The sequence below is a fragment of the Paraburkholderia sp. HC6.4b genome, assembly GCF_014200875.1.
In the GTDB taxonomy this organism is placed as follows: Bacteria; Pseudomonadota; Gammaproteobacteria; order Burkholderiales; family Burkholderiaceae; genus Paraburkholderia; species Paraburkholderia tuberum.
Map to the genome: position 1 here is coordinate 328969 of NZ_JACHDC010000001.1, position 22418 is coordinate 351386.

The following is a 22418-nucleotide window of genomic DNA, read 5'->3' on the forward strand; positions in this document are numbered from 1 at the left end:
TTCGCCGGAGTCACGCCTGCCGACTTGACTCCGGGCGGCGCCCGGTATGACCGTCGCCGCGGCCGGCTCGAATGTAACAGTTACATACTCTTGGCGACAGCAGGCGCGTGCCGCAGCGCCGACTCCACTTGCGCCTGAAACGCGTCCTTGTCTCGCGCGTCCTCGCGAATCATCTCGGCTCCCTTCTCGCCGATCATCATGGCAGGCGCGCTCGTATTCCCTGCCGTAATCTGCGGCATCACAGAGGCGTCGATGACACGGAGTCGATTGACCCCCCGAACGCGCAGCCGCGCGTCCACTACGGCCATCTGGTCATTCCCCATCTTGCAGGTGCCCACCTGATGCCAAGCGCAATTGCCGTGAGCGCGGAGATGATCGATCAGTTGCTCGTCCGTCACGGCTCCGGCGCCCGGTACCGTCTCCCGGACGATGCGCGTGGCCAAGGGCTCGGTGGCGAGAATGCGGCGCAGCATCCGCATTCCTATCACCATGCGCTGCACGTCGTCATTGTCGCCCAGATAGTTCGGATGGAATTGTGGTGCCTGCAGCGGGTCAGCGGAGGCAAGCTCTACATATCCGCTTGATCGGGGAAGCAGCAGCACCACGACGCCACTCAGACCCGGGAATTTGTCGATCATCACCTCGCCGGAGGAGGGGTGAAAATTGAAGGTCATGGGTCGCAGCACGAGTTGCAGATCGGGCTGGGGTGAGTCCGGCGAGCTTCGCACGTACGCGCTTGCCGGCGACATGCCCAGCGCCAGATAGCCGCCCCGCGTCATCAGATAGCGCAACCCGTGCCAGTACTTGCGCAAGCCGTGCAGGCTGCTGTTGTACGAACTCTCCGGAGTGCACTGCAAGAGTTGCGGGGCGAAGAAGTGATCCTGCAGGTTGCGCCCGACGCCCGGCAGATGGTGCAGCGTGGTGATGCCGAAACGTTGCAGCATGTTGCCGTCGCCGATCCCGGACAGCATCAGCAGGTGCGGCGAGTTCAGGGCGCCCGCCGAGACGATCACCTCGCGCGCCGCATGAATCACGCGACGTTGGCCTCCTTCCAACACTTCCACCCCGGTTGCGTCTCGGCCCTCGAACACGATCCGCATCACGTGGATCCCACTGCGCACGTGCAGGTTCGGCCGGTGTCGCACCGGAGCGATGAACGCGTCGTAGCTGCTGTGCCGGCGCCCGTCGCGGATGGTGAATTGCTGGTAGCCGACGCCCTCGTGCGGCGGCCCGTTCAGGTCCGCCGCACGGGGGATGCCGGCCCGGGCCGCCGCCTCGACGAAGTCGTCGGTCGTGGGGTGCTGGAGGACAGGATCGGACACGCACATGGGTCCTTCCGCTCCATGGAATGGACTGGCGCCACGCGTATTCGACTCGGAGCGCAGAAAATACGGCAGAACTTCAGACCAACTCCAGCCAGGATTGCCCTTGGCCGCCCACTCGTCGAAGTCCCGCGGGTGCCCTCGCATGTACACCATCCCGTTGATGGCGCTCGTGCCGCCGAGAACTTTGCCGCGCGGCCAGTACACTTTTCGCCGCTGCATTGAACGAATCGGCTCAGTGAAGTACCGCCAGTTGAACCGGCTGTCGTGGAACAGCTTTCCCACGCCCGCTGGAGTCTTCACCCAGAAAGAATTTGCGGCGGGCCCTGCCTCCAGCAGTAGTACACGGATATCCTTGTCCTCGGATAAGCGGCTCGCGACCACGCACCCCGCGGAGCCCGCGCCGATGACGATATAGTCGTATGTCTCCAATCTATCCTCCTCACCCTGTCCGCTTCTTCAAGCGTCAAGGTTGATCATCACCGTCTTGATTTCCGTATAGGCCTCGATGCCGGGCCATCCGCCTTCGCGACCGAGGCCGGAACCCTTGAAGCCGCCCACCGGTGAACTGGGAACCACGCCGTACCCGTTGATGCCCATGATCCCGGTCCGAACTGCCCGGGCGACCTTGAAGGCGCGCGAGATGTCCTTCGTGTACACGGTCCCTGCCAAACCGAAGCCGGAATCGTTGGCGAGCGCGATCGCATCCTCCTCGGTGTCGAACGGTATGGCGCTCAGAACCGGCCCGAAGATCTCTTCCTGGGCGATGCGCGTGCGGTTGTTAACGTCGGCGAACAGCGCGGGCTCAACCCAGTTGCCCGCCGAGAGCTCGCCTCCGGAACGCGTTCCGCCAAACACAAGCCGGGCGCCGTCCGCACGGCCCGAGTCCACGTACTCCAACACGCGCCGCGTCTGCTTCTCGCTAATCAGAGCCGCGGAAGTGGTGTCCATCGAGAACGGGTCTCCCCGACGGATCGTTTTCACCTGGCGCGCGGCGGCATCGAGAAACCGGTCATACACCGATCGATGCACGAGCGCCCGCGAGGTTGTCGAACAGACCTGCCCCGAAAGGAAGGTCGACGACAGACCCATGACGTGGGTTCCTGCAGCTTCCACGTCGCAGTCAGGAAACACAATGGCCGCACTCTTCCCCCCCAACTCCATCGTTGTCCGCTTCATGTTCTGGCCACTGCGCGAGAGGATGTACGCGCCGACTGCATTGCTGCCGGTAAAGGCGATCTTGTCAACGCGGGTATCCTCCACGATCGCGCGACCGGTCCCGCCTCCTCCCATGACCACGTTCAAAACGCCAGGCGGAAGGTCGACTTCCTCAATGAGTTGCGTCATACGCAGCGCGCAGAGGCCAGCGAGCTCGGACGGTTTGAGCACCACCGTGCAGCCGGCCGCGAGCGCCGGCGCGACCTTCATGGCGAACATCATGATGGGCGCGTTCCAAGGGATAATCGCCCCCACGACGCCCACCGGCTCGCGGAAGCTCATGAACTGCATATTCGAGTGGAAATCCGGGTACGTCTCGCCGTTGATCTTGTCGATCCAGCCTCCGTAGTGGTCGAAGATGTCCACGGCATTACGTGCGGACACACGCCCATTGAGGCTGTAGGCGATCGGCATGCCGTTGTCCAGCGTCTGCAGCCAGCTGAGTTCGTCGGCATGGCGCTCGATGACGTCCACAATGCGGCGGAACAACTGCTTGCGGTCGCGCGCTTTCATACGGGACCAGGGACCCTGGTCGAACGCCCGCCGCGCGGCCTGCACCGCGACACCCACCGTTTCAGCATCAGTCTCAGGCAATTCCGCCGTCACCTCGTTGGTCGCAGGATGACGCTGGACATAGCGTTCTGACACCCCCTCATTCGTCCAGCGACCGTCGACGTAATTCATCAACGGCGGCAAGGTCATGTCGTTGCGTCGCCCGAGGATGCTTAGCATGGCTTGGCCTCCATGATGATGGTCTTGGACTCCAGGAACGCAGCGAGGCCCTCAGGCCCGCCCTCCCGGCCGATACCGGACTGCTTGAAACCACCGAAGCCGACGGAAAAATCGGTGCGCGACGCATTGTGACCCACCGATCCGGCGCGGATCTGCCGGGCCACTTGCATCGCCAAGTGCGAGTCGTCAGTGAACACTGCGGCGTTCAGGCCGTAAATGGTGTCGTTGGCGATCTGGACGGCATGCGCTGTGTCGTCCGCCGGAATGACGCATAGCACCGGACCGAAGATCTCCTCCTGGGCAATCGTCGAACGGTTGTCCACGTTCGCGAAGACGGTCGGTTCGAAGAAGAAGCCCCTTTCCTTGTTGGCCGGGCGCTTGCCTCCCGTGACGAGAGTCGCGCCTTCGGATGTGCCTTTGGCCACGTACCGTTCGACCGTTTCCCGCTGCCGTGCAGTTGCCAACGGACCGGCTGTGGAGGCCGCATCGAACGGATCACCCAGCACCATGTTCCGCGCGACTTCAGCCAGCGCCTCTGTCATCGCGTCGTGCTTCGCGCGCGGAACGATCACGCGCGTCAGGCTGTGACAAACCTGCCCGGATAGGTAACCGAAGAAGGACGCGCCTATCGTCTTTGCTGCCACCTCGACGTCGTAGTCGTCGAGCACGAGCGCGGGCGACTTGCCTCCCAGCTCCAGCGTCACCCGGGCGATCCGATCCGCGGCCACCGCAGCGATCCGGCGGCCGGCCGCAGTTGATCCGGTGAAGGTGATCTTGTCGACTCCGGGGTTTCGGACCAATTCCTCGGAGACCGCGCGATCCGCCGTCAGGACGTTGACGACGCCCGGCGGAAAGCCGACCTCTTCACACATTTGCGCGAACAGATAGGCGGAGCATGGCGCCTCGGGAGAGGACTTGATGATGACCGTACACCCTGCGAGGAGCGCCGGCGCCACCTTGTACGCCATGAGACCGGCCGGGCCGTTCCACGGGATGATCGCGACGACCACGCCCGCCGGCTCGTGAACCCGGTAAGCCGCATTGCCGGTGGCCGATGTGCAGGGCTCCGTGAACGCGAACGTCGATGCCATGGCGGTGTACTGCCGGAAGGCGCCGCTTAGGAAGACGCCGATGCGCGGCTGCGCGACCCGATAAACGATGCCAGATTCGATGGACCACACGCGCGCATATTCGTCATTCATTGCCTCGAAACGCTGCGCGAGCTTCTCGAGATAGGCGGCACGTTCCAGGACAGTCATCCGAGGCCAAGGGCCGCTGTCGAATGCTTTCCGTGCGGCCTGCACAGCGCGTGCGACGTCGCCGGACCCCGCTTCCGCGACGCTCGCAACGACCTGTTCCGTGCTGCAATCGAGCACGTCGAAGCTCGCAGACAGGGACGGCTGGATCCACTCGCCTCCGATGAAGAGGCGGTGCGGATGCTGCAGTTGGATGGTTCTTTCGCTCATCAGGGAATCCTCGGTAAATGGTTGAAAAGGGCCGCCCGGATTACGAGCCCAGGAACTGAGCCGGTAGTTGCCGGCTGCTGATCCCGCGTTGTCGTTTCCATACCAGCGGTGAGAGGCAAGGTCGATGAATTTGACATTCTGCCGTCCGCCGGTGAGCGCCAGATGCTTCCCATCGAACGCGCTTTGATATTGCCCCCACTGTGTTGCCGGCATACGTTAGCCGCAGGCGCATGGGTTCAGAAAAAGCGAAAGAACCTCGCCGGACATGCGCGCGAAGGGCAAGATTTTTTTCCACCGTCGAAGGGTAAGTTCGGGAGTCTCAGTAGCAGCCGATGCTTGCGCCCAAGGCGCCGAAATCGGATGCCGCGGCGGTCCCGATCCGTTCACTGCCGGCTTTGGCGAGCGCGACAAGGGTGAAGAGGATGACGACGGCAGTTGTTGGCAGTGGGATCACGGGTGTCTCCTTTTTTGTGAGAACCATTGAATCACTGAATGCAGCTTATTTTCAAAACCTTCGCCCAAATATTCCGTACAACGGAACCAGGCGTGTCGCGGGCCGTCCGCGCGTGGCCCGGGAGAGCCGCAACGATATGTGCTGCGTCGACGGCTTCCTGACTTATTGAACCTAGCCACAGCAGAAACGACCGAAGGAACAATCTGCTTTCACGAGGGATTGCGAGAAGTGACCTATCCCGTTTCTCGTACCCCAAAAACCCCCGCTCGTTTGTAGCACCGAGTTCGGAGACATGACACGGTTCCACCCGGATTCGACAGCAGCTTTGGCATTCCAAGATTAACGACGTTTATCAGCGATTCGCCTCACTTGCCCGTGTCAGTCAGTCTGACGTCTCGGCCACGTTGCCTCTCGGGGCTTCCACGCAGCGCCCCGCGACGCTGCGGACCTTCGGACTCCTTGTCGGAACGGCTTCGCACATCACCATTGCCAGTAGGGCATGCGACCCTAGCCCTAACAGCCGCCTCACAGGGGCTCAGCTACAGCGATAGAACAAACTCACGGTTGGACAATGGTGTTAGCGGGCATGCACTGCACCCAACCACCGAGCCTGATGCTTCGCCTGCTCCATCTTCAAAGTACGGAACACCTTCCGAGGTGCTATTGCCTGGTCGAAGGCAACTCTATCCAATGGCGAAAAATCAATCAGATATGGAGACGCTCTATGTTCATCGGCAACATCAGCAGACTGCCCGCTTTTCGCACGCTACGCGCAAATGCGTTCCACGTCCCAAGGAAAGTAACCATTCCTTTGGCGATCGTCAGGAATGCTATTTCGATAGTTCTGTGACGACATATAAGTTCGACCATCGACACAACCAAGCGTGCAATGGCCCGCCCCGAGTGGTCTGAAGATTCGCTTCAACTGGTTCTTTTGCAATGCAAGTATCACTTGCCAACAATGATGAACGGAGGCCGTCAATGAAGAAGTCTTGCATTACTTTCGCAATGCTCAGTTTAGCCAGCAGTATCGCTTATGGCCAAAGTAGCGTGACGTTATACGGAATTATAGACGAGGGCATTAACTACAATAGTAACGCGAATGGTAAGGCGCTCTACAATATGGCCAGTGGCGTATTGCAAGGAAGTCGCTGGGGTCTGCGTGGAAAAGAAGATCTTGGCGGAGGGCTGTCTGGAATTTTTGTCCTTGAGAGCGGATTTGATGTCAACACCGGAAAGCTTGGCCAGGGCGGCCTCTTATTCGGCCGGCAAGCGTACGTGGGCCTTTCCAACCAATATGGCACGGTAACGTTGGGGAGGCAGTACGACTCTGTCGTTGACTATCTCGGACCACTCGAAGCTGGTGATCAATGGGGTGGCTATCTCGCCGCGCACCCTTCCGATAACGATAACTTCAATAACACGAATCGCACAAACAATGCTATCAAGTACACTAGCCCTAACATCGCGGGCCTAACATTTGGCGGTGTGTATGCCTTGGGCGGCGTGGCCGGCAGCGTCGGACGCAATCAGATCTGGTCACTCGGTGCAGGCTACTCGAATGGGCCGCTTGTCGCCGGCGTCGGCTACCTTAATGTGCGCAATCCTAACACTTCGTTCTACGGCGCTGGCGGGACTGTCGCACCTACGACAGCCGGCGTACCGGGATCGAATTTTGGCGCCTCCCCTGTCATTTCTGGTTACGCGTCGGCGCGTTCTCTCCAAGTGATTGGCGCGGGCGTGGCATACACGTTCGGTGCAGCAACTATCGGCGCGAATTATTCGAACAGTCAGTTTCGGAATCTGGGAGACAGGACCTCGGGACCTGTTCCCATTGGTGGCATCAGCGGAACGGCTACATTCAATAACGCCGAAGTCAACTTCAAATATCAGATCACACCAACTCTTCTCGCGGGCGCAGCTTATGTCTATACAAAGAACAGTGGCGCCAACGGATCCGACGGGGCCACGTACCACCAGGGCGCTGTCGGTGTTGACTACTTTTTGTCTAAACGTACCGACGTATATCTGATCGGAGTCTACCAAAAGGCCAGCGGTACAGACTCATCGGGTAAGGAAGCGGTCGCGTCAATCAACCAGTTGACGCCGTCGACGTCAAATCATCAGGTTGCAGTACGAATCGCCATTAGACACAAGTTTTGATCTGATTCTTCATGTCCTTCCCGCTCCGTTTAGGTTAGCTCCATGTTGATGCGGCTTATTCGTCGGAGATCGGGAAATCGGGGTGGTCAAGCGTATGGCGAGCATGCATGTCTTCATGCACTCGCCGCTGCGCAAGTACGGCCACGTCGCCGCCACCTTCGATGGTGTCGTCCCGGGAGCGTACGTCGTCGACCTTCCCCGTGATTCGCTCAGACGCATTGCTGGCGCTCCCTGCGCTTTTTTTGTCTTGACCGAACCAGTCGAGCAAGCTTGTGCTGTCGCTGGATAGTCGTGGATGCGACAGTCGACATCAACCGCCAGACGAAAGCGCATGCGCTTCGGCATCCGGAACCACCTTGAGAATGACGACGCCACTATCTCCTCGCACGAACGGCGCGGGCACCGGAACCGGAGAAGGAGTGTCGTTTTGGAGCCTATAGCTGCAAAGTACGGAACAGCCTGCACCACGCCGTTGACTTGGGGACCTCACACTGCGATTCTCACCGGTGGCTTGCTATCAAACAGCGGAAGCCGCCTTGCAACGAGAAAGGATTGCAATGAGTTCTGAGTGCGTCGATTCGATTCCGCGTGCAGCGCCGCCTTTCTGGGTGCTGGCGCTGATCGCGTTGGGTGGAACGATGGCCATGCACATGTTCGTGCCGGCGCTGCCCGATGCCGCCCAATCGCTTCACGCGCAAGCGGGCCAGATGCAGATGGCTATCAGCATCTATATCATCGGGCTGGCCGCAGGCCAGCTCATATATGGTCCGCTATCGGATTCGTTTGGCCGCCGTCCGCTGCTGATGATCGGGCTCATCGTGTACGTCGTCGGCGGACTGATCATCGCGCTCGCCCCTAATCTCCCGTGCCTGCTTTTCGGGCGCCTCGTGCAAGCCCTCGGCAGCTGCGCCGGAGTGGCGCTGGGCCGCGCGATCGTCCGCGATACCTCAGATCCCAGTTCGTCAGTCTCGCAACTCGCGCTGCTCAATCTCCTGGTCGTCATGAGCCCCGGTTTCGCTCCGATGGTCGGGGGTTTCGTCGCGGGGGCGTGGGGATGGCGCATCATGTTCGCCCTGCTGTCCCTCGTCGGGGCCTTCACACTTGGGGTGGCGTGGAAATTATTGCCCGAAACGCGACACGCAGCGCGCCGGAGGGATGTCGTGAATCTTGTGGCCGATTACCGCGCACTGCTTGGGTCCGCCCAATTTCTGGGGTTCGCCGTTGGCAACGGCCTCGCGACGTTTTCAATCTATGCGTTTCTATCGGCAGCGCCCTTCATTCTTGTCAACGAATTGCACCTACCTTTGCATCTCGTCGGCATCTACATGGGGCTCATGATCGCCGGTATGGCGATTGGCAACGGCATTACAGCCAAGCTGGTACACCGCGTATCCCCCGAGTCCTTGATGCGGGTAGGTTGTACCATCAGTTTTGTCTGCGCCTTCACGCTCCTTTGCATCCTGTTGCTCGGCCAGCTCGATGTGCATACGGTGGTTTGTGGCATGATTCTCTTCACCTGTGGCTCCGGCATGGTGAATCCCGTCGCGCTTGCGAATGCTCTCAGCGTCAATGATCAGTCGATCGGTTCGGCGGCAGGATTGTGCGGGTGCATCCAATATGCCGTCGGCGCAGCGTGTACGACTCTTGCAGCACTCGGCCCGAGCCCCGCGTTCTCAGCGTTACTGGTCCTTGTCATCGCGACAGCGACTGCGCAATTCGCCTTTTTCCTGGCGCTCCGCAAACGGCCCGCTGGATAGCGGGGAATACATCTCGCACCTGAAAGCGGAGCGCCGGCGGGAAAACCAGTCAGCAATTCACACTACGCGCGCCATGTCGCTGCGCCAAGATAGCCCTCTCCTAGAGGCGAGAAGCCGTTCGTCGACTATTTGAGCAAGAAGCTCGGGTACTCAACGCGGACATCGACGAAATCCGCGCTGTAGAACAGTTCATCGCCGCGCTCGATGTGTCCAGCCTGACATCTGCGGAATTCACCTTTAACCCGCAGTTGCCAGACTGGAGTGGCTCGCACGTGCGCGCCTGATCCGGAGATCAACCCGCCCCTCTGTGACGGTCATCCCGGCACGCATTAGAAAGCCCCTCGACGGAAAATCAGTGGAACAAGCAGTGTGGACTTGCTTTGGACATGATACATATCAAGGCGTGACGAGCCGTAGACGTATCAGACGGACGAACTCCCGTTGCCGAGATGCATCACGCGGCGCACATCGCCATCAGGTCGGCAGCCTTCGTGCGAGGAGGGTCCATCTCCTTGAGGGTGGTCAGCAGCGCCTTTGCCCGAGCGTCACCGAGCACATCAGTGGTCAGTTCCATGAACTTCGCATCCTGTTGCTGCTCGGACATCGGATTGACGAGCGTGCCGATCGGGTCCTCCACGAACACATGCTCCGACTTTCCGTCGCGAAACGTGACAGTCACTTCAGCCACGAACTTGCCCGGGTACTGCTGCTCGAGTTTAGGGGCAACAGTAATCTTGATACCGCGTGCCGCAGCCATCACAGGGCCCATATCGATCTTGCCATTCAGGTAGTCGCGGTGCACCCGGTAACCGTTGCCCTTGCCGAGCATCGCGAACGCCATTTGCACAGGCAAGCTGAACTGCACATGCTCGATGTTCTGCGGCTCGTATGCGTTCGCATTGGCGGTGCCGACAACCACGTTGAACGCCGGGTGGATGCGGGCCTCCACGCCCGAGATGTCGGCGAAACGGTCAGCGAACGGCCGGATCGCATCGATGTACGCGTGAGTGCAGTAGCAGGCGCAATACGCCTTGAGCCAGACGGCGCCAATCTCGAATGGTCGATCCAGCGAGAACTGCTCCTCGGCCTGCTCGCCAGGACCGCGCTGCAGGAAGGTGCGAAATAGCCCCTTGTTGCCGCTCAAGAACGATCGAGGCCCGGTAATGCCGGACTGGGCCATGTCGGCGGCCACCATGCCGTTGCGCGTGCCAATACCGGCATGCACACGCTTGATCGAGCCTCCAGTGGACGTGTACTCGGTGGTGCCGGACGCATGGCTCAGCGCGATGGAAAGCGCGTGCAGCGTCGTCTCCGCATCGAACTTGCGCAGCTTGGCCGCCACCGCCGCGGCGCCAAAATTGGACAGCACCGCGTGCGGATGGAAGCCGCGCTTGAGCAAGTCGGGTGCCGCCAGCACGCCGATGCGAGTGTATACCTCGTAACCAGCAACGATTGCCGTGATGACCTCTTCGATATTAGACCCCAGCTCTTCGCCAATCGCGAGTGCTGCAGCAATCACGCAACTGCCTGGATGGCTGGCGCTGGGCCCGTGCGCGTCGTCATACTCGAAGCCGTGGCCAAACGCGGCGTTGACGAATGCGGCATCCGCGGCGCTCAACGCGAGCGCGCTAGCGGACACGCGGCTGCGCCCGGGGCGCTGTTGAGCGCGTGCGAACGCCAGCACCTTTTGGGACCAAGGCATTCGCGAGGTGCCGATCTGCAGCGCGAGCTGGTCGCGCATGAGCCGGCTTACTCCGGCGTGCGCCGCATCGTTCAGGTGGTCGAACTTCAACTCCTGGACAAGGCGGACCACCGCGTGCTCCAAAGGCGGGCAATTGGCCGGCGATCTGGTGTCGGGCTGGTTCGTAGTCAAACGGTCCTCTCGTTGGAAGTTATTGGTGACAGGCGTCCAGTTGATATTGGACGCGTAGCATGTGACACCCTGGTTCCTCGCACGGCATCAGCGTGTCAAAGCGGGGCGCCTGACGTTCAGTACGTCGGGCGACGTCCGCGCACGTGGATCGGGTGCCAGGTGGCGCGTGCTTCAAAAGACGAATACAGCCTTGCCCCCCGCCTGGCCGTCGAAGATGCGATACGCTTCCTCCGCCTGCTCGAGCCTCCAGTGGTCAGTGAACAACTTGTCCACGTCGACGCCGTGATCGGCGATGAAGTGGGCGCAATCCTTCATAGCGACCTCCGAAAACGTGTAGGACCCGATCACGGTACGCTGCTTGCCGATCAGGTCCTTCATCGCGTCGACGGTGAGATTGCCGCCGACAGCCACCAGCGCTATTTTTCCCCATGGCCGGGTCGAGCGCACGGCCTGCTGCCGCGGCACTTCCCCGCCGGCGCAATCGATCGCGCAGGTCACGCCCTTGCCGCCGGTGAGCCGGAGAATCTCCGCCACGGCGTCGACCTGACTGCCGTCGACGGCGTGGGCGACGCCGAACTCCCTGGCCCGGCTGACACGCTCAGCCGAGATGTCGACGCCGATCACCTCGACGCCCATCGCCGCGGCGAGTTGCGCGGCAGAGAGGCCGACGGGACCGAGCCCGAACACCGCCAGCGTGTCGCGCGCGCTGATGTCGAGACGCAGCAGCGCGCCATAGGCGGTGCCGGTTCCGCACGACACGGCCGCGCCGCCCGCGAACGACATCTCCTGTGGCAAATGGACGAGCGACGAAACGGGCACTTTCATGTAGTCGGCATGGCCGCCGTGCGCGATCAAGCCGTGAATTGTGGCACCGTGATCGCATAACTGAGTCCAGCCCGTGCGGCACGAATCGCAGTGCTTGCAGCCTTCATAGTGAAACACCATCACGCGATCGCCGATCTTGAAGAGGCCCGGGTCCACGCCCGCGCCGACGGCGGCGATCACCCCGCAGGGCTCATGACCGCCGATGACCGGCGCACGCTCGTCGATGCCGCGTGAAGCCAGGTCCCTGAATCCCAACGACCGGATGACCTCAGCCGGATCGTTCCGATAGAAATGCAAATCGCTGCCGCACATGCCCGAAGCCATCATCTCGATCACGGCTTCGCCCGGCCCCGGGGTCGGGTCGGGAAATTGCATGAGTTCCAGCTTGCGGTCTCCTTTGAACACGACGCCACGCATGTCTGCTCCTGATAGGTGGAACCCGAACGACGAAACGGGCCCGTGACAACGAAAATCAACCCTGCTAACGCCGGGTAGCTTTAGCCAGTGTGCGACGCAGCGCCCCGAGTGTTAGCCCCGCATCTGCCGAATTGGAACACCGATATTTCATTCCGGTTCGCTTCGGGCGATTTGATTCCGTACTTCGATTTAGGATTGGGTAGTGTCGATAAAGAGCCATTTGCCACGCTGACTAATCTGCGCGCAACGTCTAAGGATTAACACCCATGGCGATTCGCCTGTCGATCAATAAAACTAACATCTCTTAGCTGGTACGTAGATAAATGATGCATTTCGGTCGCGCGACCTACGCCGGCACATGCCTCACGGACGCTGATGCATGCACGCCCGATCTGCCCGCATTCAGTTCTGCGGCACGTCGTACTTTCCCGCCGCCTACCGAATATTCCCCGACAGGCCCGTCGGCCGATTGCGCGAGCCTGATGACCAACGACCACCTCGGCGCCAGTTCCACCGCAACACGGCAGACGTGATGTCAGCCGACTGCATCGACCATGTGATCGACGCCGTCTTCAGTCTTGAGGACATCGGCGACGTTGCGTCGATCATGCGTGTGCTGGAGGCCAATATAAGCCGCGCGCATGCGTGTGAACGGAGGACCGGATGATCGCGGCCTGCCTCATCTCGCTTCGATGGCTATTACTGTGCAACGAGACGTGCGACGGAGATTTGCGTACGCGGACCGCAGGCTTGGTGATTGAAGAGCGCGCGGGTCGTGCCATTCCTCTCGAACGATTTGGTGGGACGTTCCGTGAGAGCCTCGCGGCGGCTGCATCAGCAGGCCACATGCCGGCCGGGGTGCAACGGTCCTGTTATCTTTTCGGACTGCTGTCACTTCCCTATTCGCTTGCGCATCTCGACAGCCAGGCGATCGATCGCCTGATCAATCCCGCCGAGGCATTACCGCTGCGCGACGACTGAACTGCCGGCCCGGGGTCGACATAGAACCGAAGTGGGACGGCTGGACGAAACCGGACTTTTCGGCACGCACGAAGCCGCGACGGGCTGGGAAACGCACATGATCAGGAGAACTCGATGACGGTTCCAGATAAACTCGCACGGATCAGCGGGATTCCGTGCTTTTGGGCGTCGCGCGCGCCAGATCTCGTTGCCATCTTCGATGGCGAGCAACGCACGACGTTCGGAGAACTGTGGGCGCGCATCCAAAAGGCCCGCGCATTTTTCGAAAGCCGGGGCGCAATGCCCGGCGACCGCGTCGTGATCGTCGGCGAGAACTGCACGCCGCTAATCGTCATGCTGTTCGCGTTGTCGGAAATTGGGGCTTGGCCGGTCGTGGTCAATGCACGTCTGTCGGATCGAGAGCTTTCCGCGATTTGTGCGCATTGCGAGCCGCGACTGGTGATGTTCACGCACGATGTTTCGCCGGACGCGTTGCGTCACGGCGAACGGCTTGGCGCTCGGATGACTGTAGCGGACGGCATCGGCGCCGTCTTGTGCAGCGATGCGGATTCAAATGCTCGCCCCGAGAGCGGGACGACGGCGCGCGAGGTCGCCATCCTGATCTATACGTCGGGGACCACGGGCCAGCCCAAAGGCGTCATGGTCACGCATCGCGGCTTGTTGCACTTCGCGCGAGTTTCCGCGATTTCACGCGACTTAAAACCAGGCGACTGCGCGTACGCGGTGCTGCCGATGTCTCACATATTCGGCGTCGGCACCTTGCTTCTCGCCACGTTATACGGCGGGGCAAGCCTGCACTTATGCGCGCGTTTTGATCCGGGAGACGTGATCGAAGCGATCGAAAGCGGCGCGATCTCAATTCTGCAGGGCGTGCCGACGATGTTCACACGCGTCGTTAGCTATTTGCGGGAGTCCGGACGGACCGTGGGCGCGTCCAAGCTCCGTTACCTCTACACCGGCGGCAGCCTGCTCGACCTGACGCTCAAGCGCGAAGTCGAAGCGCGTTTCGGGCAACCGCTGCACCACGGATATGGCATGACCGAATACGCGGGATCACTGGCGGTGACGCGTATCGAACGGCCGCGGCAAGACTGTTCTGCAGGCGAAATAGTTGAGGGTGCCGAGTTGCGCGTGTTGGACGAAAACCGCAACCTTGTCCCGCGCGGAATGCCGGGCGAGTTGTGGGTGCGCGGTCCCGGCGTCATGCGAGGTTACTACCGCGCGCCGCAAGCGACCGCCGAAGTGGTGGACCCAGACGGTTGGCTCGATACCGGCGACATCGGCACGATCGATGCCGACGGTGCACTGTTCATCGTCGGGCGGTCGAAGGACCTGATTATCCGTTCGGGGTTCAACGTCTATCCGGTTGAAGTGGAAACGGTGATCAATTCATTCGATGGGGTCAGGCAATCCGCCGTGGTCGGCCGACGCACAGAAGACAGCAATGAGGAGGTGATCGCCTTCGTCGAGTTCGAAGCCGGAGCAACGGCCGACGTCGACACATTGAATCGGCACCTTGCCGCGCGGCTGTCGCCATACAAGCGGCCCTCACGGATCATCGTCATTCCGGAAATACCAACGACTGCCAGCGGAAAACTGATGAGGCATGTTCTCCGTGCGATGGCACAAGATGATCACCCAGTGCCATCGCATCGAAGTTCGGCTACTCCGCGATAACACGCTGCGACAGCAAGCGCTTCGAAGCCCTTCGCGCTCCGCGGATCTATTACTCGCTAAATGCTGCCGGTCCTGTTCCCGTTTCTACGCTCCAAACGACCGACCAGAGTACGGAACACCGACGCGACTGGGATTGACGCCGTCACGCTGCGCGTTGAAGTTACGACTATACGTGTCGACTCGTGCGCAATGCATGCACGCACACGCCGCGCAACCTGAGGGCAATTCGACCATGAAGACTTCGACGGAAATGAGCACATGCCTGCCGGCCGCGCCCGCCCCCATGCATGTATGGAGAAGTGCGGACGGCATTCGCCTCGCTGGCGACTCGTGGGGCGACCCGGACGGTACCCCTGTCATCCTCCTGCACGGCAGCGGCCAAACCCGTCACAGCTGGAGTGGAACAGGAAGAGCACTCGGTGACGCAGGTTTTTTCGCCGTGGCATTCGATGCCAGGGGCCACGGCGACTCCGACTGGTCTCCCATCGGCCACTACAGTCTGGGCGCTATGGTCCGCGATCTCGAATGCGTCGCCTCGACGTTAGGCGAGCGGCGGCCCATGATCGTCGGCGCCGGGTTGGGCGGCGCAACAGGTCTGCTCGCGGTGGGAGAAAACTATCTGAACGCCCAGGCGCTGGTTCTCGTCAATATCGCGCCTTATACCGAGCCTGTGGGCGTATCGCGTCTCCAATCGTTCATGCGACAAAAGCCCGGCGGGTTTCAGTCGCTCGACGAAATTGCTGACGTGATCCGGCAGTTCCATCCGCAGCAACCGCAATCGCCAAATCCGGAAGGCCTGACTCGAAGCGTGCGCTTCGGAGACGACGGCAAATATCGCTGGCATTGGGATCCTCGCTTCCTTGCGTGGCCACGCGATCTCCCGCGCCGTCATTCACGATTTTCGGCGAGCGCGCGCAAGCTGAAGCTGCCAACGCTTCTGCTGCGCGGCGAAAGCTCCGAGATCGTCAGTGAGGCGGGAATGGAGGAGTTTCTGCGTTTGTGCCCACATGCGGAATCGGCCGATGTACAGGATGCCGGTCACATGGTTGCATGTGAGCGCAATGACGTATTTGGCGAAACGGTACTTCGTTTTCTCGTTCGCCAAGCGCGCGCCGATCAGTCGGCGACGCGCCGCGCGGTTGCATATAGTTGAACCCGCCGCTGGAGAATGCTTCCGGCGCGCCGCAGAGCCGCTGGCGCCACCGGTTCAGGACGAAGCGGCGACCTCTATCTTGCGCGCGGTCCGCCGTGGCTTGGTAGCAGGCTTAACGCCCTCGAAGAACATCGTGCAGAGCTGATCCGCGACGCTTTCCAATGTGCCGTTCTTCCGATTGAACCAAGTCTAACCGGAATTGATGCGGCTGAGAACGAACACCCTGCACCGCGCAATATCGCCATCTCCCCGCAAGAATCCTTGTGAGCAGGTCGTCGAACAGCGCCGCCTATATCTTACTTTTGCCATGCAAGCCAGCTGTCGAAATGGCCGACCGCGGAGGCGACAGCCGCGCCCCTAGAACGACCGACCTGCCGATGCATCGGACTATTGCTTGCCGTACATGCACAATGCCGTCTTGTCGGCCGCGAGCGCCTGCGGAACGGCTTCCCGGAGGAAATGGACGAATGTCCCGATCTTCGCGTCGAGGTACTGGCGCGACGCATACAGGACGTACGCGGTCAGATTCTGCAACTGATAGTCGGGCAGCACGCGAACCAGCGCACCACTGCGCAGCGCCGGCATCGCCGTCGCCATGGGAAGCGAGCCGATGCCGACGCCCGCCCTCAGCGCAACACTCAGAGCATCGATCGCGTTCACCTGAAAATCTGCCGGCGGAAATTCAAACGTTTCCCGGCCATTGGGTCCCTCCAAATGCCAGCGATCACGCGGAAACACGGATGCGACGATCTGCAGACAAGCGTGCCCGCGAAGCTCCTCCACCGAGTGCGGCGTGCCATGTTTGCTCAGATAGGCCGGCGCGGCGCAGAGCACGCTGGGCAAGTCGCCGAGTCGATGCGATACAAACCCCGAGTCGGGCAAATCCGTCATGCTCAATTGAAGCGAGACGTCATAGCCCTCGTCGAGGAGGTCCGGCACGTGCTGCGATAACGTCAACTCGACCGATACCGCGGGATTCTGTTCCCGATAGCGCATAACCGCGGGTAACACGTATGTCTGGCCGAAACTCGACGTCGCGTGCACGTGCAACTTTCCGGAAGGCCGGGCATGCGCATCCGCGGCTTCGGCCTCGGCCTCCTCGACATAGGCGAGAATTCGCTCGCATCGTTCCAGATAGCGCTGCCCCGCCTCGGTGAGCGCGACGCGGCGCGTGCTGCGGTTGAGCAAGCGCGTGCGCAGATGCGCCTCCAGTTGCGCGATCGACCGCGACGCATTGGCGTTGGTGATATTCAGACGTTGAGCTGCCTCCGTGAAGCTGCCCTCTTCTGCGATGCGAACAAATATCCGCATCATGTGTAGCGTGTCCATTGATCCTTTTCCTGCGATGAATTCGCCTCGCACTCCGTCACGTGGCGAGGCTTCCGAAGGTCCCGAGCGAGACCTGTCGCGGGGTTGCAGCAGCGCGGTCACCGATACGTATCGACCGCGATCTCGTCGGTGCCGCCTAAGACGGGACTCGACGAAGTGCGGAGAAACTACCTGAGCGCCCGGGACGTGTCCAGCGAACGGCTCGTGCCGCGCGGCCAGTAACTGCCATCCGCCGAACCCAGCGCGATACTCGATCAACGACCGCCCTCGTTCTATCAAAGTACGGAACAACGCGATCGTCTAAGTTGACACATTTGCTGCCACCGGCGAAGTTTGACGAGGGCGCGGAGAATGCCGCCCGTCTCGGCATCTTCGTTCGCAGGCCAGCAGCCTGTCCGTTCGCGCCGTTCAGCAAGACGTCCGGCCGCCGCACGCTAGCCACATGCCGTACCCACCCAACCATGAGGATCACGATGAAAGCAGGAAACCGCCTTCCCGGCACCCCGGAGCCGATGCACATATGGAAAGGTTCCGGTGGCGTCCGGCTCGCGGGCGACACGTGGGGTCATGCCGATGGCCCACTCGTCGTCTTGCTGCATGGTGGCGGCCAGACCCGCCACGCGTGGGGCGGAACCGGCGAATTGCTCGGCAAGACCGGCTATTGTGCCGTAGCCTACGATGCCCGCGGGCACGGGGATTCCGACTGGGCTCGCGACGGCGACTACAGCCAGGACGCACTGGTGCGCGATCTCACGTGTGTCGTAGCGGCGCTCGGCGCAAGACGCCCCGTGCTCGTCGGCGCCTCGCTGGGCGGCGGCACTAGCCTCGTTGCAACCGGAGAGCGCCAGATCGACACCAGCGCGTTGATCCTCGTCGATATCGTGCCTTATACCGAGCCCGCCGGCGTCGCCCGAATTCACACGTTCATGCAGCAAAGTCCCGACGGATTCGGCTCGCTCGAGGAAGTCGCCGACGCGATCGGTCAATATCGCCCGACTCAAGCGCGCCCGCGAAATCTCGACGGCCTGTCCAAGAACGTCCGCTTCTGTGACGACGGACGTTACCGGTGGCATTGGGATCCGAGATTCCTCGCCGGCACCATCGATCTGCGCACGCGTCACGAGCGGTTGGCGGCTTGCGCGCGCCAACTGACGCTGCCAACGTTGCTGGTGCGCGGCGGCAGTTCCGATGTCGTCAGTGAAGCGGGTGTGCGCGAATTCCTCGAACTCTGCCCGCACTCGGAATACGTGAACGTCGCGGAAGCCGGACATATGGTGGCAGGAGACCGCAACGACGTATTCGGAAAGGCGGCCGTTCAATTCCTCGCACGCAATGTTCCGGTTGCCTCGCTTTCGGACAATCCTAACAACGTGCCCGGCTTCGCTGCATAGGTCCGTGGCGGCCCAAGGAACGACGCGCTTCTGATCCGAACAGCAACGCTGCCGGCCCCGCGCTGCCCTTTCCTCAACCAGACCGGCAACAGCAAGCGCTGCCGCTGCCGGCCCGAGCACCGCGATCAGCGCAGCGCCCAACGCAACTCAACGCCCCGCGGCACGACGAATGTCATCCAGCGCACCCGGGTTATCGAGCGACGACAAGTCTCCCGGAGGCTGTCCCGCATAAACGCTGCGAATCACGCGCCGCATGATCTTCGAACTGCGCGTCTTCGGCAGTTGCGCGACCACATGCACCGCGGATGGACGGAACGGCCGCCCAAGCCTGCCGTCGACATGCTTGGCGAGACTTTGTTCAAGTGCAACCTGTGACACGTGCGATCCTGCCGTCTGGATGACGAACACGACGAGCTTCTGCCCCTTGACGGCATCGTCGACGCCGATCGCCGCTGCTTCGGCAATCTCTGGCAGTTCAAGCAGCACCTCTTCGATCTCGGCCGGGCCGACTCGCTTGCCGGCCAGTTTGATCGTGTCATCGGATCGGCCGAGCATGAACCAGTGTCCGTCTTCGCGGTGCATCGCCAGATCGCCGTGCACCCAGATGCCTGGAATCGTTCTCCAGTACGAATCGAGGTAGCGCTCGTTGTCCTGCCAGAACGATTGCGTCATGCCGACGAACGGTGCATGCACCGACAACTCGCCGATGCGGTCGACCAGCGATTCCCCGGTCGGCCCGACGACGTCGACCTCCACCGATGGAGACGCCGTGTTGAATCCGCTCGGCACGATCGGTCTGACGACGACGCTCGCGAGCAACGCGCCCGATACTTCAGTGCCGCCCGTGTAGTTGATGACGGGGCGGCGCCCCGAGCCGAACGCTTCCTGAAACCAGACGAAATGCTCCGGATCGATGCCCTCACCGGCGGTGATCAGCAACTGCACTGTAGACACATCGCCTTGCATGGCGATCCCGGCGTTGGCCGCGAGACCGCGGATCAATGTTGGCGCCGAACCGAAATGCGTAATGCGATGACGCTCGATCAGACGCGACATACGCGACCAGTCCGGAAAGTCGGGTGCGCCGTCATAGCAGACTAGTGTCGCACCGCGCAGCAACGCGCTCGACATCACAAGCGAGCCGGCAATCCAGCCCATGTCGGCGGGCCAGCAAAACACGTCGCCCTGCTTGACGTTGAAATGCACGGCCGAGTCGTGCGCGATCTTCAGCGGGAAGCCGCCGTGCGTATGCACCGCCCCTTTGGGCTTGCCCGTCGTTCCGGATGTGTAGATCACCATGAACGGGTCTTCAGGCGACATCCGCTCGACTTCCGGGTCCGGTTGCGCGTCGGCGACCTCGCGCCAGTCGAGCACCTTTGCGTCGAAATGGATCGACTCTGCCACGCGTTTCCAGATAACAGTGTCGATATCCGGCAAGCGCGTCAACGCTTCGTCGACCAGCTTGCGCGTATCGACCCACTTGCCGCGACGCGAGAAGCCCGTCGTGGCGATCAATAAGCGTGCGGAACATGACGACAGCCGCGACACGATCGCGTCGACGCCAAACCCGCTGAAGAGCGGCACCGCAACCGCGCCAACCCACGCAATGCCCAGCAACGTAACAGTCGCCTCGACGCCGTTCTCCATCAGCAAGCCAATGCGATCGCCACGTTTCACGCCATGCGCCTTCAGGCCTGCCGCGAACGATGCGACTCGCTGCGCCAACTCACCGTAGGTCACGCGCTGAATCGAGCCGTCTTCCCGCTCGGCGACGACTGCGTCCTGTTGCACGGTGGCTGGATCGTCCGCCCACTTCAGGGCAGTCTTGACCCAGTTCAGTTGTCCGCCGCGGAACCACTTCGGAAACTCCTTGCCCGCGGAGAGATCGGCATACGTGTGGTAATCGACGTCCCATACGATCCCACAGAAATCGACGACGGTTCGCCAATAGTGTTCGGGTTGGGCGTTCGAGAAGGCCAACAGTTCGTCGTAGTCCTCGAGTCCTAGACGCTCGATCAGTGCAGTGACATTCGACGTTGCGATATCGTCGGCCGTTGGTCTCCACACATTCATCCTATGTTCACTCATTGAAGTTCCAGGCGGGTAAGGTAAAGCCGGGAATCGGCCTGATCATTGTCTTGTCCATCGTGATCCGCCCGCGTTGCCAAGTCAACGCGGCGAATCGGCGTGTTCCGTGCAACGGAATGACGGGAGCCTGCGCAAAAATGCGCTCCGTACCTGCATGAGCCGTATGTTTGCTTCCGGTTTCACCGTCCTCGGGACCGTCGTCGTATCGAAGTACGGAAATCTTTCTGGGCCCGCGTTGACGCTCAGTTAGCACGCCCCGCAATGTGAACAAACATTCGACATGCCTCGCCATATCCAATCGCACGCATGCCACTTACAACGCAGAAGGACATTTTCATGAGACGAGCAGCTATTGTTGCACCCGTTCGAACCCCGGTGGGTACGTTCGGCGGATCCCTGCGCAACATCCCGGTAGAAGGCCTGACGGATGCGGTCATCAAGGCCACACTCGCGCGCGCGAAAATAGATCCGTCGCGTATCGACGATGTCGTGTTCGCGCAATCGTATGCAAACAGCGAAACGCCCTGCATCGGTCGATGGGCGGCGCTGAACGCAGGTCTGCCGATCAGCGTGCCTGGAATGCAGCTCGATCGTCGTTGCGGCGGCGGGTTGCAGGCCATCGCCACCGCCGCGATGATGGTTCAGAGCGGCGCGGCGGATGTGGTGCTGGCCGGCGGCGTCGAAAGCATGAGCAACATTGAGTACTACACGACCGACATGCGCTGGGGCAAGCGCTCCGGTTCGGCGCGCTTTCACGACCGCCTCGAACGCGGCCGCGAACGCTCGCAGCCGGAGGAACGTTTCGGCTATATCTCGGGCATGGTCGAAACGGCGGAGAACCTCGCGCGTGAATACGGTATCTCGCGTGCCGAGGCCGACAGCTTTGCCGCTCGTAGTCACGAGCGCGCCGCCGCCGCATGGGAAACGGGCAAGTTCAATGACGAAGTCGTGCCGATCGCCGTTCCCCATAAAAAGGGGGAACCGGTAATGTTCTCGCGCGATGAAGGCATTCGCCCCGATACGACGTCAGATACGCTTGCCAAGCTCAAGCCGCTCATGAAGGACGGCATCACGACGGCGGGTAACGCGAGCCAGCAGAACGACGCCGCCGCGGCTTGCCTGATCGTCGCGGAGGACAAGCTGGACGAATTCGAGTTGGCGCCGCTCGGTTATCTCGTCGGATGGGCGGCCGCCGGGTGCGAGCCGTCGAAGATGGGCATCGGCCCGGTTCCTGCCGTCGAACGCCTGTTCGCCCGCACCGGCTTTTCGTTCGATCGCGTCGATCTCGTTGAACTGAACGAAGCGTTCGCTGCGCAAGCGCTCGCTGTGCTGAAGGGCTGGAATTGGGACGACCGCGAACGCCTGAACGTGAACGGCTCGGGTATTTCACTCGGCCATCCAATCGGCGCAACGGGTGTGCGGATGATGGCGACGTTGCTGTATGAGTTGAAGCGGCGTGGAGCACGTTACGGTCTCGAGACGATGTGCATCGGCGGTGGTCAGGGTCTGGCCGCGTTGTTCGAGACAGCGTGACCCACAACTGGAGAATTTACTGCTCCAGCCTGCGGCGCG

Annotated in this window: 17 protein-coding genes; 8 read left to right on the forward strand and 9 right to left on the reverse strand. The window is 61.4% G+C overall.

What is annotated here, in order from left to right; all coding sequences use genetic code 11:
• Positions 1-80 precede the first annotated feature (80 nt).
• The 4 genes from HDG34_RS01405 to HDG34_RS38840 all read right to left on the reverse strand — a co-directional run bounded on the left by HDG34_RS01405 (position 81) and on the right by HDG34_RS38840 (position 5192).
• On the reverse strand, positions 81-1754 hold the full coding sequence (locus tag HDG34_RS01405) for a GMC family oxidoreductase (protein WP_184057126.1): 1674 nt from the start codon (positions 1752-1754) through the stop codon (positions 81-83).
• A 27-nt stretch (positions 1755-1781) separates the two neighbouring features.
• Positions 1782-3272, reverse strand: coding sequence for an aldehyde dehydrogenase (locus HDG34_RS01410; protein WP_184057128.1), 1491 nt, complete (start codon positions 3270-3272; stop codon positions 1782-1784).
• A complete protein-coding gene (locus tag HDG34_RS01415) occupies positions 3266-4951 on the reverse strand; it encodes an aldehyde dehydrogenase (RefSeq protein WP_311734714.1) in 1686 nt (561 codons plus the stop codon). The genes HDG34_RS01410 and HDG34_RS01415 overlap by 7 nt, the downstream gene beginning before the upstream one ends.
• A 106-nt stretch (positions 4952-5057) precedes the next feature.
• The gene (locus HDG34_RS38840) at positions 5058-5192 is read right to left on the reverse strand and encodes a hypothetical protein (protein ID WP_260320969.1); all 135 of its coding nucleotides are present in this window, start codon (positions 5190-5192) and stop codon (positions 5058-5060) included.
• A gap of 981 nt (positions 5193-6173) precedes the next feature.
• Between HDG34_RS38840 and HDG34_RS01420 the strand changes: the two genes are divergently transcribed.
• Positions 6174-7355 carry a porin gene (locus HDG34_RS01420; RefSeq protein ID WP_184057130.1) on the forward strand — a complete coding sequence of 394 codons (1182 nt, stop codon included), beginning with the start codon at positions 6174-6176 and terminating at the stop codon, positions 7353-7355.
• Between the two features lie 55 nt (positions 7356-7410).
• Here HDG34_RS01420 and HDG34_RS01425 read toward each other — a convergent pair whose 3' ends face one another.
• Entirely contained in the window at positions 7411-7623 is a 213-nt protein-coding gene (locus HDG34_RS01425) for a hypothetical protein (RefSeq protein WP_184057132.1), read from the reverse strand.
• A gap of 289 nt (positions 7624-7912) precedes the next feature.
• Here HDG34_RS01425 and HDG34_RS01430 point away from each other — a divergent pair, with 289 nt between their 5' ends.
• Positions 7913-9112: a multidrug effflux MFS transporter gene (locus HDG34_RS01430; protein ID WP_184057134.1), complete on the forward strand. Its 1200-nt coding sequence runs from the start codon at positions 7913-7915 to the stop codon at positions 9110-9112.
• A 454-nt stretch (positions 9113-9566) separates the two neighbouring features.
• On the opposite strand, the gene HDG34_RS01435 is transcribed toward HDG34_RS01430, so the two are convergent.
• Both HDG34_RS01435 and HDG34_RS01440 read right to left on the reverse strand, forming a co-directional pair.
• The gene (locus HDG34_RS01435) at positions 9567-10985 is read right to left on the reverse strand and encodes an MmgE/PrpD family protein (RefSeq protein ID WP_184057136.1); all 1419 of its coding nucleotides are present in this window, start codon (positions 10983-10985) and stop codon (positions 9567-9569) included.
• Positions 10986-11156: 171 nt separating this feature from the next.
• Entirely contained in the window at positions 11157-12227 is a 1071-nt protein-coding gene (locus tag HDG34_RS01440; protein WP_184057138.1) for a zinc-binding dehydrogenase, read from the reverse strand.
• Between the two features lie 379 nt (positions 12228-12606).
• Here HDG34_RS01440 and HDG34_RS01445 point away from each other — a divergent pair, with 379 nt between their 5' ends.
• From HDG34_RS01445 to HDG34_RS01460, 4 genes are all read left to right on the forward strand, one after another.
• Positions 12607-12894 carry a hypothetical protein gene (locus tag HDG34_RS01445; protein WP_184057140.1) on the forward strand — a complete coding sequence of 96 codons (288 nt, stop codon included), beginning with the start codon at positions 12607-12609 and terminating at the stop codon, positions 12892-12894.
• On the forward strand, positions 12891-13208 hold the full coding sequence (locus HDG34_RS01450) for a hypothetical protein (RefSeq protein WP_184057142.1): 318 nt from the start codon (positions 12891-12893) through the stop codon (positions 13206-13208). Before HDG34_RS01445 ends, HDG34_RS01450 begins: the two co-directional genes overlap by 4 nt.
• Positions 13209-13322: 114 nt before the next feature.
• Complete coding sequence (locus HDG34_RS01455; protein WP_184057144.1) at positions 13323-14885, forward strand: class I adenylate-forming enzyme family protein; 1563 nt, start codon at positions 13323-13325, stop codon at positions 14883-14885.
• Positions 14886-15168: 283 nt separating this feature from the next.
• Positions 15169-16038: an alpha/beta fold hydrolase gene (locus HDG34_RS01460; RefSeq protein ID WP_260320987.1), complete on the forward strand. Its 870-nt coding sequence runs from the start codon at positions 15169-15171 to the stop codon at positions 16036-16038.
• Positions 16039-16425: 387 nt separating this feature from the next.
• On the opposite strand, the gene HDG34_RS01465 is transcribed toward HDG34_RS01460, so the two are convergent.
• The gene (locus HDG34_RS01465) at positions 16426-17367 is read right to left on the reverse strand and encodes a LysR family transcriptional regulator (protein ID WP_184057146.1); all 942 of its coding nucleotides are present in this window, start codon (positions 17365-17367) and stop codon (positions 16426-16428) included.
• A gap of 473 nt (positions 17368-17840) precedes the next feature.
• Between HDG34_RS01465 and HDG34_RS01470 the strand changes: the two genes are divergently transcribed.
• Entirely contained in the window at positions 17841-18758 is a 918-nt protein-coding gene (locus HDG34_RS01470; RefSeq protein ID WP_184057148.1) for an alpha/beta fold hydrolase, read from the forward strand.
• 147 nt (positions 18759-18905) lie between these two features.
• Here the strand turns inward: HDG34_RS01470 and HDG34_RS01475 are convergent, their stop codons facing one another.
• Positions 18906-20846 carry an AMP-binding protein gene (locus HDG34_RS01475; RefSeq protein WP_260320970.1) on the reverse strand — a complete coding sequence of 647 codons (1941 nt, stop codon included), beginning with the start codon at positions 20844-20846 and terminating at the stop codon, positions 18906-18908.
• A 336-nt stretch (positions 20847-21182) separates the two neighbouring features.
• Between HDG34_RS01475 and HDG34_RS01480 the strand changes: the two genes are divergently transcribed.
• The gene (locus HDG34_RS01480; protein ID WP_184057150.1) at positions 21183-22379 is read left to right on the forward strand and encodes an acetyl-CoA C-acetyltransferase; all 1197 of its coding nucleotides are present in this window, start codon (positions 21183-21185) and stop codon (positions 22377-22379) included.
• The last annotated feature ends 39 nt before the right edge of the window (positions 22380-22418 follow it).